The organism is Agrobacterium sp. O3.4, from assembly GCF_041414895.1.
Lineage (GTDB): Bacteria > Pseudomonadota > Alphaproteobacteria > Rhizobiales > Rhizobiaceae > Agrobacterium > Agrobacterium cucumeris.
On sequence record NZ_JALPZP010000001.1, the window covers coordinates 821,160 to 833,443 of the forward strand.

12 protein-coding genes are annotated in these 12,284 nt (G+C 61.1%); 6 read left to right on the forward strand and 6 right to left on the reverse strand.

The window, feature by feature from the left end:
* The first annotated feature begins 13 nt into the window (after nucleotides 1-13).
* The 3 genes from M0412_RS03995 (at nucleotide 14) to M0412_RS04005 (ending at nucleotide 1,332) form a co-directional block, all read left to right on the forward strand.
* On the forward strand, nucleotides 14-682 hold the full coding sequence (locus tag M0412_RS03995; protein WP_142840074.1) for a DUF502 domain-containing protein: 669 nt from the start codon (nucleotides 14-16) through the stop codon (nucleotides 680-682).
* A gap of 117 nt (nucleotides 683-799) precedes the next feature.
* Nucleotides 800-1,045 carry a CopG family ribbon-helix-helix protein gene (locus M0412_RS04000; protein ID WP_269699749.1) on the forward strand — a complete coding sequence of 82 codons (246 nt, stop codon included), beginning with the start codon at nucleotides 800-802 and terminating at the stop codon, nucleotides 1,043-1,045.
* Nucleotides 1,042-1,332 carry a type II toxin-antitoxin system RelE/ParE family toxin gene (locus tag M0412_RS04005; RefSeq protein ID WP_269699748.1) on the forward strand — a complete coding sequence of 97 codons (291 nt, stop codon included), beginning with the start codon at nucleotides 1,042-1,044 and terminating at the stop codon, nucleotides 1,330-1,332. Before M0412_RS04000 ends, M0412_RS04005 begins: the two co-directional genes overlap by 4 nt.
* A 25-nt stretch (nucleotides 1,333-1,357) precedes the next feature.
* Here the strand turns inward: M0412_RS04005 and M0412_RS04010 are convergent, their stop codons facing one another.
* Both M0412_RS04010 and recG read right to left on the reverse strand, forming a co-directional pair.
* On the reverse strand, nucleotides 1,358-1,630 hold the full coding sequence (locus tag M0412_RS04010) for a hypothetical protein (protein WP_269699747.1): 273 nt from the start codon (nucleotides 1,628-1,630) through the stop codon (nucleotides 1,358-1,360).
* Between the two features lie 14 nt (nucleotides 1,631-1,644).
* Entirely contained in the window at nucleotides 1,645-3,750 is a 2,106-nt protein-coding gene (gene recG / locus M0412_RS04015) for an ATP-dependent DNA helicase RecG (protein WP_269699746.1), read from the reverse strand.
* Nucleotides 3,751-3,939: 189 nt separating this feature from the next.
* Here recG and M0412_RS04020 point away from each other — a divergent pair, with 189 nt between their 5' ends.
* The 3 genes from M0412_RS04020 (at nucleotide 3,940) to M0412_RS04030 (ending at nucleotide 8,551) form a co-directional block, all read left to right on the forward strand.
* The gene (locus M0412_RS04020; RefSeq protein ID WP_142840069.1) at nucleotides 3,940-4,251 is read left to right on the forward strand and encodes a succinate dehydrogenase assembly factor 2; all 312 of its coding nucleotides are present in this window, start codon (nucleotides 3,940-3,942) and stop codon (nucleotides 4,249-4,251) included.
* Between the two features lie 3 nt (nucleotides 4,252-4,254).
* Nucleotides 4,255-7,752 carry a transcription-repair coupling factor gene (mfd, locus tag M0412_RS04025; RefSeq protein WP_269699745.1) on the forward strand — a complete coding sequence of 1,166 codons (3,498 nt, stop codon included), beginning with the start codon at nucleotides 4,255-4,257 and terminating at the stop codon, nucleotides 7,750-7,752.
* 463 nt (nucleotides 7,753-8,215) lie between these two features.
* Nucleotides 8,216-8,551, forward strand: a complete 336-nt coding sequence (locus tag M0412_RS04030) for a hypothetical protein (protein ID WP_269699744.1) — start codon at nucleotides 8,216-8,218, stop codon at nucleotides 8,549-8,551.
* 96 nt (nucleotides 8,552-8,647) lie between these two features.
* On the opposite strand, the gene M0412_RS04035 is transcribed toward M0412_RS04030, so the two are convergent.
* The 4 genes from M0412_RS04035 to M0412_RS04050 all read right to left on the reverse strand — a co-directional run bounded on the left by M0412_RS04035 (nucleotide 8,648) and on the right by M0412_RS04050 (nucleotide 12,279).
* Nucleotides 8,648-9,586, reverse strand: a complete 939-nt coding sequence (locus M0412_RS04035; protein WP_269699837.1) for an AraC family transcriptional regulator — start codon at nucleotides 9,584-9,586, stop codon at nucleotides 8,648-8,650.
* An 85-nt stretch (nucleotides 9,587-9,671) separates the two neighbouring features.
* Nucleotides 9,672-10,499: an oxidoreductase gene (locus M0412_RS04040; protein ID WP_269699743.1), complete on the reverse strand. Its 828-nt coding sequence runs from the start codon at nucleotides 10,497-10,499 to the stop codon at nucleotides 9,672-9,674.
* A gap of 126 nt (nucleotides 10,500-10,625) precedes the next feature.
* On the reverse strand, nucleotides 10,626-11,558 hold the full coding sequence (locus M0412_RS04045; protein WP_269699742.1) for a DMT family transporter: 933 nt from the start codon (nucleotides 11,556-11,558) through the stop codon (nucleotides 10,626-10,628).
* Nucleotides 11,559-11,610: 52 nt separating this feature from the next.
* On the reverse strand, nucleotides 11,611-12,279 hold the full coding sequence (locus M0412_RS04050) for a DsbA family oxidoreductase (RefSeq protein ID WP_142840064.1): 669 nt from the start codon (nucleotides 12,277-12,279) through the stop codon (nucleotides 11,611-11,613).
* Nucleotides 12,280-12,284: the final 5 nt, after the last annotated feature.

The following is a 12,284-nucleotide window of genomic DNA, read 5'->3' on the forward strand; positions in this document are numbered from 1 at the left end:
TTCCGAACGGTAAATGACTGAAATTCCAGTAAAAATATCCTTCGCAGCCCGTCTGCGCAACAGCTTCCTCACGGGCGTTCTCATTCTCGCGCCCGTCACCATCACCATGTGGCTGGTGTGGAGCTTCCTGCAATGGGCGGATAGCTGGGTGAAACCCTATATCCCCGCCCGTTACGATCCCGAGCAATATTTCGATGTGGCGATCCCCGGCTTCGGGCTGCTGATCGCCGTCGTGGGTATCACCCTCATCGGTTTTCTCGGCAATAACCTCATCGGCAAATGGATCGTCGGCGTCGGCGAATCCATTCTCAACCGCATGCCGCTGGTGCGGCCGATCTACAAGAGCATCAAGCAGCTGTTCGAATCCGTTCTGAAGGAGCATGCGAATTCCTTCAAGAAGGTCGGCCTGATCGAGTTTCCATCCCCCGGCACCTGGGCAATGGTCTTCGTTGCCTCCGAGGCGAAGGGCGAGCTTGCCCACCGGTTCAACGAGATGGGCCAGGAGATGGTCGCCGTCTTCCTGCCGCCGACCCCTGTGCCGACGGCGGGCTTCCTGCTGTTCGTGCCGAAGGACAAGATCGTGATGCTGGACATGACGCCGGAAGATGCGGCGAAACTGCTGATATCCGGCGGTCTGGTGGCCCCGGATTTCACGCCACCGAAGGCGATTGCGCCGGTTTGATGATATTCGCGCCTATCCGATCCCTTGCTCCATTGTCACTCAGGGGTGAAATGTCGCGCGGTTGACGAACCAATGTGGTTCACCAATAATCATAGTGAACCGAAAGAGGCTGCACCCATGACTGCGTTTACAGTACGCCTGCCGGACGAGGTTGCTGACAAGCTTGATCAGCTGGCAGAAAAGCTCGATCGCTCGCGGTCCTACATGGCGGCGCGGGCGATTGAGGACTTTGTGGCCCGCGAAGAGTGGCAGCTTGCCGAGATCGAGGCAGGATTGGCGGAGGCCGATCGCGGCGAGTTCGGGACGCCGGAAGAACTGGCAAACATCGTCGGAAAATACGTCAGGTCTACGCGGTCGTCATGAGCGGTCGAAAAATTCGATGGACGTTGCGGGCGTTGCGACGGCTCGATGAAATCGGTGCGCATATCGAAGCGGACAATCCAGCCGCTGCGGCCCGTGTGATTTCCCGCCTTGTCTCGGCAGTCGATATGTTGCTTGATCAGCCTGCTATGGGACGGGTGGGGCGGATCAAGGGAACGCGGGAAGCCGTGCTATCTGACATTTCCTACATTATTGCCTATCGTGTCAGCGGTGATATCGAAATTCTGACGATCATCCAAACATCGCAGCGATGGCCTTCGTCGCTCTGACTAAACAACGCTCCTAGAGTGCTGATCAATCCTCGTCATCCAGATCCTCCACCTCCGTGCCCGTCGTCGTCGCGTGAAATACGGGAACGAAAAGCCGCATATAGACAAGCCGCACGCTCCAGCCTTCTTCCAGCGCCTGGCTCCACGCTTTCTTGCGGCCGGGTTTCTTGAAGGCCTTGCCGACCGCCTTTTTTGGGCTTTTTGCAAAGGTCTCAGGCTGCAGGATATTTTGCGGCGAGCAGAGCGCGTAGCCCTTGCGGAAGGCGGGTGGTGGGCGGCGTGGGTCGATCATGTTCATGATGGTCAAAACTTTCAGCCGGCGTGCAGGAAGCGGATCGCTTCGTCGCGGCGGTGCAGATAGAGCAGGGTGCGCAGGCTTTCGCCGCGCGGACCTGTCAGTTCGGGGTCGCGCTCTATGACATAGGCCGCGTCCTTGCGGGCGATTTCCAGAAGGTCGGCATGCGCCTCGAGGCTGGCGATGCGGAAACCGGGCGTGCCGGACTGGCGGGTGCCGAGCAGCTCGCCTTCACCGCGTAGCTTCAAGTCCTCTTCCGCGATCAGGAAGCCGTCTTCGCTATCGCGCAGGATGGAGAGCCGGGCGCGGCCGTTTTCGCTGAGCGGTCCCTTGTAGAGCAGGATGCAGGTGGAGGCCTCGTCGCCGCGCCCGACGCGGCCGCGCAGCTGGTGCAGCTGGGCGAGGCCGAAACGTTCGGCATGTTCGATGACCATGATGGTCGCATCCGGCACGTCGACGCCGACTTCCACCACCGTCGTTGCCACCAGCAGCCGGGTTTCACCACTCTTGAAGGCGAGCATGGCGGCGTCTTTTTCCGGGCCGCTCATGCGGCCATGGATAAGGCCGATATTGGCGCCGAGCATCTGCGACAAAACCGCGTGGCGTTCCTCCGCAGACATCAGGTCGGACTCTTCCGTCTCTTCCACCAGCGGGCAAATCCAGTAGGCCTTTTTGCCGTCCTTCAGCGCTGCGCGCAGCCGCTCGACAATGTCGCCGATGCGTTCGGTGGGGATTGTCACGGTCTGGATGGGTTTGCGACCGGCGGGCTTTTCGGTGAGCTTGGAAACATCCATGTCGCCAAAGGCGGCCAGAACCAGCGTGCGCGGAATGGGCGTGGCGGTCATGACCAGCATGTGTGGCGTGATGCCCTTGGCGGTGAGGCGCAGGCGTTGGTGCACGCCGAAACGGTGTTGTTCGTCCACTACGGCGAGCACGAGGTTTTTGTAAGCGACGCTATCCTGAAACAGCGCATGCGTGCCGATGACGATCTGTGCTTCGCCTGACGCCACGCGCTCCTCGATCTCGCGGCGCTCCTTATCCTTGGTGCGTCCGGTGAGAACCTCGACGGTGATGCCTGCCGCATTGGCGAGTTTGGAGATGGTGGCATAGTGCTGCCGGGCGAGGATTTCGGTCGGTGCCATCAGCACCGCCTGTCCGCCGGCCTCCACGGCGGTCGCCATGGCCATCAGGGCCACCAATGTCTTGCCCGCGCCGACATCGCCCTGCAGCAGCCGCAACATGCGGTCTTCGCCGGCCATGTCGGTGAGGATATCCTTCACCGCAGCGCTCTGGCTTGCGGTCAGCGAGAAGGGCAGCTGCGACAGGATTTTTGCGGCGACATCACCCTTGGCACGGATCGGCTGGCCAGCCACCTTGCGCAGCCGCTGGCGCACCAGTGCCAGTGACAGCTGTCCGGCAAGGAATTCGTCATAGGCCAGCCGCCTGCGCGCCGGAGCTTGCGGATCGATATCGGCGCTGTCGCGCGGGTCGTGCAATTCGCGGAAGCTTGAGGCGACATCGCCGAAGCCCTGCCTCGTCTTCAGTGTCTCGTCGATCCATTCGGGAAAGACCGGCAGCTTTGAAAGCCCGCCTTCGATTGCCTTGCGCAGCACCTTGGCAGACAGCCCGGCGGTCATGGGATAAACGGCTTCCACCAAAGGCAGGTTTTCCGCCTCTGATAGCTTCACCATGAAATCCGGATGCACCATGGAGGCGCGGCCGTTGAACCAGTCCACCTTGCCGCTGACGAGAACCTCTTCGTCCACTGGCAGGGCCTTGGACAGCCAGTCACCCTTGGCGCGGAAGAAGGTCAGAGCCAGTTCGCCGGTCTCGTCATGCAGGAAGACGCGATAGGGTGCAGAACGGTTGCCTGCGGGCGGCGGCTGATGGCGGTCAACGCGTCCCTGAATGGTGACAATGGCGCCGGGGGCCGCCAGCGCAATGCCGGGGCGATTGCGTCGGTCGATGACGTTGGATGGCGCGTGAAAAAGGAGATCGATGACGCGGGTGTCGTCGGCGCTTTCCCGGCTCAATAGCTTGGCCAGAAGATCGGCAAGCTTCGGCCCCACACCGGCAAGGGTGGAGACGGAGGCAAACAGCGGATCGAGAATGGCCGGGCGCATGGGTCAGCAAAATCGGGGAAGGGGACGCGTTATGCAAGACTTGGGGGCTGACAAAGGCGGGTTATCACCGGCAGATTTTCACTGCCGTGGCATTATTTCGATAAAAACCGGTTCCCAAGCGTTCGCCTCCTGTTCTATAGGAGGTCGCAGTCAACATCCTGTTGAATAGCCAACCGAAAGGTGAATGCGATGACTGGACTGGTGCGCACGAGTGCCGACCTTGATCCGAGACGCCGGCGGATCCTTTACCGCTGCTGGCACCGGGGCATTCGCGAGATGGATCTGGTGCTCGGGCAATTCGCGGAAGACAATATTGCCGGGCTTTCGGATGATCAGCTCGACGAACTCGAGATCATCATGGCGGAAGAGGATAACGACCTCGTCCAGATGGTGACAGGCGCGCAGCCGGTGCCGGAAAAATTCCGCACACCGTTGTTTGAAAAGATCGCCTCCTACCGTCCCGATTTCGATCTCGTCACCGCCGAAACCCTGAAGGCCTGAAACATGATAGCCGGATTCGATGCAAAGCTGGTGATGTCGGCCGATACGCCGCTGACCATCGGAAATGTGCCTTCCGGCATGGAAGCCCTTTTGCTTGCCGACATGGCACGGGCAGGCACATCGGTGGCTTACGTGATGTCGGATGGCCAGCGGGTCGCCGATCTCGAACAGATTCTCGGTTTCGTCGCACCTGATATTCCGGTCATGACGCTGCCGGCCTGGGACTGTTTGCCCTATGACCGCGTGTCACCGAGCGCCGACACTTCGGCGCGCCGGCTGGCGGCGCTCTCCGGTCTGATTGCTCACGCGAAAAAGCCGCATCCGGCCATCGTGCTGGTCACCGTCAACGCCATGCTGCAGAAGATGGCGCCGCGGGATATTATCGGCAGCCTCGGCTTCTCGGCGAAGCCCGGCAACCAGATACGCATGGAAGAGATTGCCGCGCGGCTGGAACGCAACGGTTTCGACCGGGTGGCGACGGTGCGTGAAGTGGGCGAATTCGCCGTGCGCGGCGGCATTCTCGATGTTTTCGTTCCCGGTACGGAAGAGCCGGTGCGGCTCGATTTCTTCGGCGATACGCTGGAGAGCATCCGCACCTTCGATCCGGCCAGCCAGCGCACCATTGCCCAGGCGCGTTCGCTCGACTTGAACCCGATGAGCGAAGTGACGCTGACGCCGGATACGATCGGCCGGTTCCGCAAGAACTACCTGTCGCTGTTTGGCGCTGCGACCCGTGACGACGCGCTTTATCAGGCCGTCTCCGAAGGCCGCCGATATGCCGGCATGGAGCATTGGCTGCCGCTGTTTTACGAGAAGCTGGAAACCGCTTTCGACTACCTCGAAGGTTTTCGCATCGTCACCGATCACACAGCAAGGGAAGCCGCAAAAGAGCGCTCCAAGCTGGTGCTTGATTATTACGAGGCGCGCCGGGCTTCCGGCGAAACCAAGGGTTCGACGCAGGGCGCGCCCTACAAGCCGGTATCGCCGGGCCAACTTTATCTCGACGGCAAGAGCTTCGATGCGATGCTCGCCGGCGTCAATGCTGTGCGGCTGACGCCCTTCAATGAACACGATAGCGAAGGCCACCCCGTCGCAACGCTCGATGCCCATGTCGGGCCACGGTGGGCGCGTCCGCCAACCGAAGGCGAGAGCGAAGAGCGGGTCAATGTTTTCGATCTGGCGGTAAAGCATATTGCCGAGCGCCGCGCCAAGGGCTGGAAGGTGCTGATCACCGGCTGGTCGGAAGGTTCGCTCGACCGGTTGCTGCAGGTCCTGAACGAGCATGGGCTTGAAAACATCAAGCCGGTGACATCGCTGAAAGAGGTGGAAAAGCTTGGCAAGGGTGAGGCGGCCGCAACGGTTCTGAGCCTCGAAGCCGGGTTTGAAACCGGAACGCTGGCGGTCATCGGCGAGCAGGATATTCTCGGCGACCGCATGGTGCGGCGCTCGAAACGCCGCAAGCGCGGCGCGGATTTCATCTCCGAAGTGGCGGGTCTGGACGAGGGGTCGCTGGTTGTTCACGCCGAACACGGCATCGGTCGTTTCGTCGGCTTGCAGACCATCGAGGCGGCGGGTGCGCCGCGTGCGTGTCTGGAATTGCATTACGCCGACGATGCCAAGCTGTTCCTGCCGGTCGAAAACATCGATCTTCTTTCCCGTTACGGTTCCGATGCGGCGGAAGCGACGCTCGACAAGCTGGGCGGCGGCGCATGGCAGATGCGCAAGGCCAAGCTTAAGAAGCGCCTGCTCGACATGGCCGACGAGCTGATCCGCATTGCGGCAGCGCGCTTGGTGCGCCACGCGCCGGCCTTGGTTGCGCCGGACGGGCTTTACGACGAATTTGCCGCCCGTTTCCCCTATGACGAGACCGAAGACCAGCTGAACGCCATCGAGGCGGTGCGCGAGGATCTCGGTGCTGGCCGGCCGATGGATCGCCTCATCTGCGGTGACGTTGGTTTCGGCAAGACCGAAGTGGCGCTGCGCGCCGCCTTCCTTGCCGCGATGAACGGTGTACAGGTAGCGGTGGTGGTGCCGACCACGCTGCTTTCCCGCCAGCATTTCCGCACGTTTTCCGAGCGGTTTCGTGGATTGCCGATCCGGGTGCAGCAGGCCTCGCGGCTTGTCGGGTCCAAGGAACTGACGCTGACGAAAAAGGAAGTGGCCGATGGCAAGACCGATATCGTCGTCGGCACCCATGCGCTGCTTGGCGCGGGCATCAACTTCGCCAATCTCGGCCTGCTCATCATCGACGAAGAGCAGCATTTCGGCGTGAAGCACAAGGAGCGGCTGAAGGAGCTGAAGAGCGACGTGCATGTGCTGACGCTCTCTGCGACGCCCATTCCGCGCACCTTGCAGCTGGCCATGACCGGTGTTCGCGAACTGTCGCTCATCACCACGCCGCCTGTCGATCGCATGGCGGTGCGCACCTTCATTTCGCCCTTCGATCCGCTGGTGATCCGCGAAACGCTGATGCGCGAACATTATCGCGGCGGCCAGAGCTTTTATGTCTGCCCGCGGCTTGCCGATCTCGCCGATATCCATGCTTTCCTGCAATCGGATGTGCCGGAACTGAAGGTGGCCGTGGCGCATGGCCAGATGGCGGCGGGCGAACTTGAAGACATCATGAACGCCTTTTACGACGGCAAATATGATGTGCTGCTGTCGACCACCATCGTCGAATCCGGTCTTGACGTGCCGACCGCCAATACGCTGATCGTGCACCGCGCCGATATGTTCGGTCTCGCACAGCTTTACCAGCTGCGTGGCCGTGTCGGCCGCTCCAAGGTGCGCGCCTTCGCGCTGTTTACCCTGCCGGTCAACAAGGTGCTGACGACGATGGCGGAGCGGCGGCTGAAGGTGCTGCAATCGCTGGATACGTTGGGCGCCGGTTTCCAGCTGGCGAGCCACGATCTCGATATTCGCGGCGCGGGCAATCTGCTCGGTGAGGAACAGTCCGGCCATATCAAGGAAGTCGGCTTCGAGCTTTACCAGCAGATGCTGGAAGAGGCCGTTGCCGAGGTGAAGGGCGACGAAGAGGTACGCGACAGCGGCTGGTCGCCGCAGATATCGGTCGGCACCTCCGTGATGATCCCGGAAGATTACGTTCCCGACCTGCATCTGCGCATGGGCCTTTACCGCCGTCTCGGCGAGCTTGCCGATATCAGCGAGATCGATGGTTTCGGTGCGGAAATGATCGACCGTTTCGGCCCGTTGCCGAAAGAGGTGCAGCATCTCCTCAAGATCGTCTACATCAAGTCGCTCTGCCGTGTTGCCAATGTCGAGAAGGTGGATGCCGGGCCGAAGGGCGTGGTGCTGCAATTCCGCCACAAGGAATTCCCGAACCCGGCGGCACTCGTGTCCTATATTGGCAAGCAGGGCTCCATGGCAAAGATCCGGCCCGACCACAGCCTGTTCCTGACCCGCGATCTGCCGACGCCGGAAAAGCGTCTGGCGGGCGCGGCGATGATCATGACGCAGCTGGCGGAGCTGGCGCGGTCGTAGATGTGAGCTTTCCGGGGCGGGCATTGGTCATAGGGCGTGTGTCGCTTTACCCCCCCCCTCTGCCCTGCCGGGCATCTCCCCCACAAGGGGGGAGATCGATCTGTGGCAAAGGTCTCGCCCATCTCAACGTTGGCGAATGAAGCTGTGGTAGTGCCGCTTGCCGATCTCCCTCCTTGTGGGGAAGATGCCCGGCAGGGCAGAGGGGGTAAGCCCCACGCGCGTCGCCCGCCGTCAATGAACAAGCTCCCGAAAACCAACACCTAAAGCACATCCAGACAAACCAACATCGAAACCTCCGACATCCATCTGCTTTATGAACCTCCCAGCCCCGGAGGCTCCGCAAACATTACCGGGATGTAATGAAACGGACATGCGCCGGTAGCTTCGGCGGGCGTAGTCTTGTTTTCATCTCCTGCATTGCGCTCAATATGATGCGTGAGTGGGAAGACGAAGGAGCAAGACAATGTGGACCAGGATGAACAGGTTCGCCTCCGCAGGTCTGGTTGCTTTGACAATTGCGGGCACCACAATTGCCACCACCAACCAGGCGGAAGCACGCAACCACTTTGGACACGGGCATGGCGGCGGCATTGCCGCAGGTATCGCCGGAGCGATTATCGGTGGCGCCATCGTCGCCGGGGCGCGGCATTCCTATGGCGGCCCGTATTATGGAGAGCCATTTTACGGCCCGCCGGTTTATGGCCCGCCGGTGATCTATCAGCCCGCCTATCCGCGCTGCCACGTCGTCTGGCGACAGAATGGCTGGGGCGATATGTATCGGGCCAGGGTTTGCGACTAGGTCGTGAAATCCGGCAGGCGCAATGAGCCGCGCGACGCGGAAAGCGAGAGGCAGCTTCCGGCCTTTGGCCGGTAGCTGACGACGCTCTGTTCAATGTCAGTGTCTCCCTCGCCACTGGGCTGGCGTCACGCCTTCCCACGTTCGAAATGCCCGATAGAACGAGCCGGTGTCCTGAAAACCGAGTAGGAAGGCTATCTCTTCAATTCCATTGCGTTTGTCTGAAAGCAGGTCGCGACCGAGTTCCTGCCGCGCCTGCTCAATGAGCGCTCGATAGTTCGATCCCTGTTCGGTGATACGACGCTGCAGGGTTCTTTCGCTCATGCCAAGTTCACGCGCCACCTCGGAAATCTCCGGCTTGCCGCTTGCGATGCGGCGTTTGATCAGAATCTTGACCTGCTCCGGCAGCGAGGATTGCGCCTCGATCTCGCCAAGGGAGGCCGCAAGTGCGGGCTCCAGTATAGCCAGCAGTTCTGGATTATGCCCGGCAAAGGGAAGATCGAGATCGTCGCGTTTCAGCACCATGGCATTCTGCGAACAGCCGGTGCGGATGGGTGCATTGAAATAACTCCGATGGACGTCGGAAACAGGTCCACGGCGAATCATCTCCACCCGAACCGGGGTGACGTGTCTGCCGGTGCCCCGCCGCCCCAGTTCGAGAAGGGCGGCGAAAGTGATGTCGGCCGCAGCATCCGGCTCGGCCTCGTCAGTGTGCAACCATCTTACGGCGATCCGGGCCTCGCCGTCGCTTTCCGTTACCGAAAGCTCTTCCGGGGTGCACAGTCGCTTGAAGCGGGCCAGCCGGTGCAGCCCGTCGCGATAGTCGCGGGCGAAGAAGGCTGACATGGTGGCGGGTGGATGCATCGCCGTGTCTGTCTCGACCGTCATCCGCAGGCCGATGGCCGAATCCTGCGACAGGGCCTCGACCGCCCGCCACAGGTCGAAATATTGCGCCGTGGTCAACCATGCATCCGGGGCGATGTGCAGCGTTGCGGGAAGCTTCGCCTGCCGCAGCAGGGCCGGAGCGGGCAGCCCCATACGCTCCGCCGCCCGCCAGAAAGCCTGGGGCAGCCTGCACCTGTCGCTCAAATCCCTGCTCATGATCCGACCTCCGGCCTTCTTTCTACATCTGGCTTCTGATCAGCCTGTCGAAGGCCCGGTCTCCGAACCATTTGCGCACGCCGATCATCAGCCGGGCGTATTTGCCGGCCGCATAACGTGTCTTCGGGCGGGCGGACCTGACCGCCTTGCTCACCACGTCGGCAATGACCTCGGGATCGGTGCCCATACCCTTACCGTAGCTTCGGTCCATGGAAGCCGCAACGCTCTGCGCCATGTTCGCATAAGGGCCGTTTGCCGAGCGTTCGAGGAGACCCTGCGCTGCGGCCGCACCGAAACCGGTCTCGATCAGGCCCGGTTCGATCACCACGACGCGGATGCCGAATGGCTCGGCTTCCAGCCGCAGACTGTCCGACCAGCCTTCCAGTGCGTGTTTGGTCGCGTGATACCAGGCACCCAGAACGGTGTAGATCTTGCCGCCCATCGAGGTGATGTTGACGATCGTGCCTTTGCCGCTTGCGCGCATGGCCGGCATAAGGAGCTGTGTCAGACGGGCGGTGCCGAAGACGTTGACCTCGAACTGGTAGCGCGCCTCGTCGAGCGGAATCTCCTCGACCGGGCCGTAAAGCCCGTAGCCGGCGTTGTTCACCAGCACGTCGACGCCACCGGATCGTGCGGTAATCGCGGCGACAGCGGCGACGATGTCCTCGTCGCTTGAGATGTCCATGCGCAGCGCAATCGCGCCAAGCTTTTCCAGGTCCGCCATCCTGTCGATGCTGCGCGCGGCGACATAGACGAGATAGCCATCGGCGATCAGGCGTTTGGCGATGCTTTTGCCCATGCCGGATGACGCGCCGGTAACGAGGGCGGTCGGTTGGGTTCGTATGTTCATGTCGGCACCTCTTGCTCTTGGAGAGTGCCAACATAGGTCGCGCATCGTGCCATCGCAGTGGCGGAACACGCCATATTTATGGTGCAAGCCGCCAGGTCTCGTTTTTCAAACCTATGAGGGGCGAACTTATGAGGGATTTTCCGGCGTGATGCCGACGGCAACGTTCTGGTCGGTGGCAGCGATCGAAGCGGGCAGCGGCACCTTTCTCTGCTTCTCGCGGATCAGCGTCAATAGGCCGGAGCCGACGATGAGGGCGATGCCGACCAGCATCCATCCGTCGATACGGTCGCCGAAAATCAGGTAACCGAACAGGATGGCCCAGAGCATCTGGCTATATTGCGTCGGGCCGATCATGGCGGCGGGCGCATATTGGGCGGCATACATGACCAGTACGTTGCCAAGAGCGCCGAGCAGGCCATATCCCGCCAGCAGCAGCCATTGCTCGCCGGCTGGCATGACAAAAGTCGGCACCATGGCGATGCCGCTTATGGTGAGACAGCCGAGCACACCGGCACCATAAAGCGAGACATTCTTTTCCGACGGTCCCATGGCGCGGAAGATGACGATGCTGAGTGCACCGCTGAAGCCGCCGATGATGGCGCCGAGATGGCCGATGCCGAGTTCGCGGAAGCCCGGCCGCAGGATGACCAGTACACCGAGGAAACCGATGATGACGGCCGACCAGCGCTTTATGCCCACCTGTTCCTTCAGGAATACCACCGACATGATGGTGACGAAGGAAGGGAGCAGGAAGATCAACGCAAAGGCTTCCGCCATGGAAAGATGGGTGAAGGCGGTCACGCTGCCGACTGCGCCGGTGCCGGCGGCAAAAAAGCGGATGATCCACAAGGGGCGGTTCGTCGTTCTGACGATATCCACCCAGCGGTCGTTGTGTTTGCGGATGAAGGGCAGGGCAGCAAAGCCGAACAGGGCGCCGAAGAAGGCCGATTCGATCGGCGAAATCTGGCCTTCTATGAGTTTAACGCTCGCATCGCTCCATGCGTAGGCAGCGAAGGCGGCAAAGGCAAGCAGAATGCCTTTCAGGGTCTGGTCGGACACGGGAAAACACCAACAGTTTATCGGTTAGGGTAAGCTGCCGGTGGTTCGACCGTCAGTTCATCGACTTATGCTCGTCTGCCTTGATTTTTGCAATATCCCGCAGTGCAGCAATCAGGACATCAGGCGTTTGCGCACCGCTGATGGCGTATTTCTGGTCGAGGATGAAAAACGGCACGCCGGCGACGCCCATTTGCTGCGCCGCATCAATTTCGGCGACAACCGTATCCTTGTCCGCATCGGATGCCAGAAGCCGCGCCACCACCTTGGCGTCCATGCCCGCCTTTTCGGCGATATCGGTCAGCACGGCGTGATCGCCGATGTTGCGGCCTTCCTCGAAATTCGCCTTGAACAGACCGGTGACGATCTTTTCCTGAACGTCACGGCCTTCGGAATGGGCCCAGAGCGACAGGCGGTGCGCATCGAGCGTGTTCGGGCCGATCTTGATCGCATCGAAATCATAGTGGATGCCGACTTCCTTGCCGAGCTGCACCAGCGTGACATGCGCCTGCTCCAGACGCTCCTTGCCGAGCTTTTCCTCAAGGGCGGCCTTCTGGTCGACGCCCTCAGGCGGATAATCCGGATTGAGGCGATAAGGACGCCAGTTCACGTCGACGCTGATCTCGTCCTGCACCTCGGCAATGGCAAGGTCGAGCCTTGCCTTGCCAAGATAACACCAGGGGCAGACCATATCCGATACGACGTCGATAACGATGCGTTCCATGGTTT

Bases quoted from the DNA above. Each gene is read 5' to 3' on its own strand.
- M0412_RS03995 (WP_142840074.1), top strand. From the start codon at position 14: ATGACTGAAATTCCAGTAAAAATATCCTTCGCAGCCCGTCTGCGCAAC.
- M0412_RS04000 (WP_269699749.1), top strand. From the start codon at position 800: ATGACTGCGTTTACAGTACGCCTGCCGGACGAGGTTGCTGACAAGCTT.
- M0412_RS04005 (WP_269699748.1), top strand. From the start codon at position 1,042: ATGAGCGGTCGAAAAATTCGATGGACGTTGCGGGCGTTGCGACGGCTC.
- M0412_RS04010 (WP_269699747.1), bottom strand. From the start codon at position 1,630: ATGAACATGATCGACCCACGCCGCCCACCACCCGCCTTCCGCAAGGGC.
- recG (WP_269699746.1), bottom strand. From the start codon at position 3,750: ATGCGCCCGGCCATTCTCGATCCGCTGTTTGCCTCCGTCTCCACCCTT.
- M0412_RS04020 (WP_142840069.1), top strand. From the start codon at position 3,940: ATGACTGGACTGGTGCGCACGAGTGCCGACCTTGATCCGAGACGCCGG.
- mfd (WP_269699745.1), top strand. From the start codon at position 4,255: ATGATAGCCGGATTCGATGCAAAGCTGGTGATGTCGGCCGATACGCCG.
- M0412_RS04030 (WP_269699744.1), top strand. From the start codon at position 8,216: ATGTGGACCAGGATGAACAGGTTCGCCTCCGCAGGTCTGGTTGCTTTG.
- M0412_RS04035 (WP_269699837.1), bottom strand. From the start codon at position 9,586: ATGGGGCTGCCCGCTCCGGCCCTGCTGCGGCAGGCGAAGCTTCCCGCA.
- M0412_RS04040 (WP_269699743.1), bottom strand. From the start codon at position 10,499: ATGAACATACGAACCCAACCGACCGCCCTCGTTACCGGCGCGTCATCC.
- M0412_RS04050 (WP_142840064.1), bottom strand. From the start codon at position 12,279: ATGGAACGCATCGTTATCGACGTCGTATCGGATATGGTCTGCCCCTGG.